This window comes from Microcoleus sp. OTE_8_concoct_300, from assembly GCF_031383065.1.
In the GTDB taxonomy this organism is placed as follows: domain Bacteria; phylum Cyanobacteriota; class Cyanobacteriia; order Cyanobacteriales; family Microcoleaceae; genus Microcoleus.
The window spans coordinates 1-3,445 of sequence record NZ_JANMZH010000775.1; the positions used below are offsets into that span (position 1 = coordinate 1).

Consider the following 3,445-nt stretch of genomic DNA (forward strand, 5'->3'; position numbering starts at 1 on the left):
AACCCATTTTTTGATAAAATTCGTAGGGATGACCGCGCAAATTTCTAATTTTGGCGATGTGTTCCCAAACGTTAGGATAAAGATTGATGCCTGAAAGAGTGGTTTGATTGTCTTCGTCGTCGGTACCTACCCACAGCACGAGCCCTCCCCGGTTTTTAGCTTCTGCTGCTAAATCAGCTACGAGCGATCGACCAATTCCTTGTCCGCGAAATTCTGTTCTCACTACCAGCGGGTGCAGTTCCCAAACATTACCGTCATACTGTTTAATCCCGCCAATCCATCCCAAAACTTGATTGCTGTCGGCGACAGCAATTCGACTGATGCGATCCGGTTCCAAAGATTCTTGCACTTCTTGCAAAGCAGAATTTAGATCGGGCCAAGCATGGGGCCAATGCTCTTTAAAACCTTCAACTATTAATCTAGCTACCTGTTGAATTTTTGGCTCGTCAACCGCACGCAAATCTGTAATTTGTACGTTCATGATTTTACATACTAAATCAAGGATTACGGACTAATACGCTCACAAACCGGATTTTATAACCGGGGTAAACGGCAAAAACGAAGTCAGGACTCACGAGGGCAACATTCGCTACAGCTTGCCCGCTAGTTTTCATATTTCAGTCTAGGCTAATTTTGCCATAAAATCGGATTTTGCGATCGGGTAAGGGCGATCGATCTTCTGCAGGGATAATTTGCGATCGCTAGTTTGCTAGATTTGAGTCGATCTGCTCATGCTGAAAATGCTATAATTATTAACAAGTTGTGCTTAGGGAGACTACGGAAATGCAGCTCGCACCATTTGAAGAAAAGATGTGGAATAGTTGGCCACCAAACACACCAGATCATCCCAGGTTCGATCGCGACACATACCAGCGCTACGACTTCAAAGAAACACCAATCGTTACCGAAATCAACCGTGAAAAGCTTCCCCGGTTTGTTGAATCCTTAAAACTTTCTAATTATATAGAAATGCGATCGTTCTACCAAAGAAGGGGTCGTTGGACTGCGACGATGAAATCCCGATTGATAGAGTCATTTATTCTCAATATTCCCGTACCTTCAATAATTCTGTACCAACAAGATTTCAAGCCTTATGAAGTCTTGGATGGTGAGCAGCGAATCTCCGCTATTCAAGAGTTTTATGAAAACAAACTCAAACTGACTGAGCTGGAAATTTTGCCTGAATTAAATGGAGACACCTACAACACACTTCCTCAAAAAATTAGGGCTAATATCGATCGACGCTCCATATCCTCAATAGCAATTCTTGCTGAATTAACCTCCAATCCTGAAGCAGACAAGTTCCTAAAACAGAAAACCTTTGAACGTCTAAATACTGGAATATTAAAGTTAAGCAAACAGGAAATGAGAAACATTTTGTATGGTGGAAAGTTCAATGAACTGTTGCTAGAACTAGCGCGCTATCCCAGATTTGCTGAAGCTTGGGGAATTCCGACAGACAATAACAGCCGAGACTTAGAGAAGAACAATATTTATGAAAAAATGGAAGATGCTGAATTAGTTTTGCGTTTTTTTGCCCTAAGGAATATAGAACATTATCAAATGGAAATGCCAGAGTTTTTAGATTTGTATATGATGAAAAGTTTAAATTTTTCCATTCACGATATTAATTTTTTGGAAGATACTTTTATAGAAACTATTTCATTAGCCTATCGAGTTTACGGACAGCATTTATTTAAACCATTCGATCCTCAATCTCAAACTTGGTCTGAACAATCCAATCGATTCTATTATGATGTGACTATGCTTGGTTTTAACAAGCATTTACTTGATGCCTATCAATTAATGTCTGGAAGAGATCGCGTTATTGAAGCAACAAAAAACCTCTTTAACCAACCGGAAGCTCGTTTTTTGACAGGAGGTGGAACAAGTAAAGCAGAGATTCAGGAGCGGCTCGGAATATTTGACGAAATGCTTTCGCAAGTTATCGGAGAATAACTTGCGATGTTTGAGGAGCTGATCGAGAAAGCTAGTGTCAAAATTTCAACTGTTCGTGCGATAATCAAGACTAACCATCGACTTAGAAGAATCGTATTTCGAGACAGTTTAAATAAACAGAAGTTGGCAGAAAATCCTGAATTTGCCGCATTAATAGAGATAATACCTAGCGAACGCGAGTGGGAAATTTACGATCGCTCTGCTGTTGTAACCCGATTGTACGCTATTTACGAGCGCTTCGTTGAGGATTTAATTTCGGATTGGCTGCGACGGATGCCCGATTTGGTTCCACGTTATTCAGACTTGGGAGAAAAAATCCAAAATACCCATCGAGAGGGTATAGGGCGTTTATTGATTGACATCAAAAAGAATAGGTTTCAACACCTTTCAGTTGAGAAAGTAGTGCAAGGATTATCCTGTGGAATTACTGACACTGGAAAATACGAGCTACTTCCTGATGCTTTCTTATTGCACGAGCAAAATTTACGGAAGGAAGCGCTAGAAACAGTTTTGAAAAATGCTGGGATTGATGAGGCGTGGAAATGGGTAATTAACCACAAAGAAATTAAATATTTTGTAGAGGAAGTTCGCGGCAGTCAAAACACGGCTGAAGGAGAACTCAAACAACTGGTTGACTATCGAAATAAAGCAGCACACGGCTCTACAGATGAGATTTTGGGTACTCAAGAACTGTTGGACTTAGGTGATTTTGTTGAGGCTTTATGTAAATCCCTCGCTGATTTAGTCACATACAATATAATTTTACGCCAGATCGATCGAGGGCTGGTAAGGGAGATTGGAAAAATTACTGAGTGGTTCAAAAAGCCGCAAGCAGGGGTAGCCAAAGTTAAAGAAGTTACATTAACTTTAGGAGAACGTGTTTTTCTAGGGTTATTTAATGATGAATTGTCATACTGCTACTGTGCTAAAATTGAGAGTATTCAGCTTAATGGTATTTCCCACAATCATGTGGAAATAACCTCGGAGGCAGAAGTAGGGTTAAAGTTCGATCGCGATGCCAGAATTGGATTGACTATTTATGTAACTAGCTCGTATCGAGTTGACTGAATATTGTTAAGCTCTACCGATTTCAACAATATTTTCACCATTTTGCAGCAACTCCAAAGTTTCAGGAAAAGCGCGGGTAAAAATGCGTTGCAAGTCTCTATTGGTAATATTCCCACACGTTAACCACAGAATTTGTGGCGGGCTTCCTAAACGAATTACTAAATCGATAAAATCTCGATCTTTCGTGATAACAACAGTGCCATAACCGTTAGCGCGATCTGCATTAAATATCTCAATATCCTGAGCGTCTGACAACCCAATATCTTGTAGAGTTACTGCACTCACACCAAATGTAATACTCAACCATTCTGCGAGACTAGGAGGAAGTTGAGCATTTAGCCAGAAAATCATACAGCAATCCTCGGAAAGTCAATTCGGAGTGCAGCAAACAGCAAGCAAGCTTGAATATCTTCAGGTT

4 protein-coding genes are annotated in these 3,445 nt (G+C 40.3%); 2 read left to right on the forward strand and 2 right to left on the reverse strand.

All coding sequences use genetic code 11. The features are described 5' to 3' along the window. Positions 1-481, reverse strand: a 481-nt coding sequence (locus ACUVJL_RS34830; protein ID WP_445249991.1) for a GNAT family N-acetyltransferase, incomplete at its 3' end; no start/stop codon positions are given. Positions 482-783: 302 nt separating this feature from the next. On the opposite strand from ACUVJL_RS34830, the gene ACUVJL_RS34835 reads away from it, so the two are divergent. Both ACUVJL_RS34835 and ACUVJL_RS34840 read left to right on the forward strand, forming a co-directional pair. Then, positions 784-1,959 (forward strand): DUF262 domain-containing protein, encoded by a 1,176-nt coding sequence (locus ACUVJL_RS34835; RefSeq protein ID WP_445249992.1) that lies wholly within the window; start codon positions 784-786, stop codon positions 1,957-1,959. 6 nt (positions 1,960-1,965) lie between these two features. Continuing rightward, on the forward strand, positions 1,966-3,027 hold the full coding sequence (locus ACUVJL_RS34840; RefSeq protein WP_445249993.1) for an MAE_28990/MAE_18760 family HEPN-like nuclease: 1,062 nt from the start codon (positions 1,966-1,968) through the stop codon (positions 3,025-3,027). A 6-nt stretch (positions 3,028-3,033) separates the two neighbouring features. On the opposite strand, the gene ACUVJL_RS34845 is transcribed toward ACUVJL_RS34840, so the two are convergent. After that, positions 3,034-3,378 (reverse strand): DUF5615 family PIN-like protein, encoded by a 345-nt coding sequence (locus tag ACUVJL_RS34845; RefSeq protein WP_445249994.1) that lies wholly within the window; start codon positions 3,376-3,378, stop codon positions 3,034-3,036. Between the last annotated feature and the right edge of the window lie 67 nt (positions 3,379-3,445).

What these genes read in the sequence shown, in the direction of transcription:
- ACUVJL_RS34845 (WP_445249994.1), bottom strand. Translation starts at nt 3,378, where the DNA reads ATGATTTTCTGGCTAAATGCTCAACTTCCTCCTAGTCTCGCAGAATGG.
- ACUVJL_RS34840 (WP_445249993.1), top strand. Translation starts at nt 1,966, where the DNA reads ATGTTTGAGGAGCTGATCGAGAAAGCTAGTGTCAAAATTTCAACTGTT.
- ACUVJL_RS34835 (WP_445249992.1), top strand. Translation starts at nt 784, where the DNA reads ATGCAGCTCGCACCATTTGAAGAAAAGATGTGGAATAGTTGGCCACCA.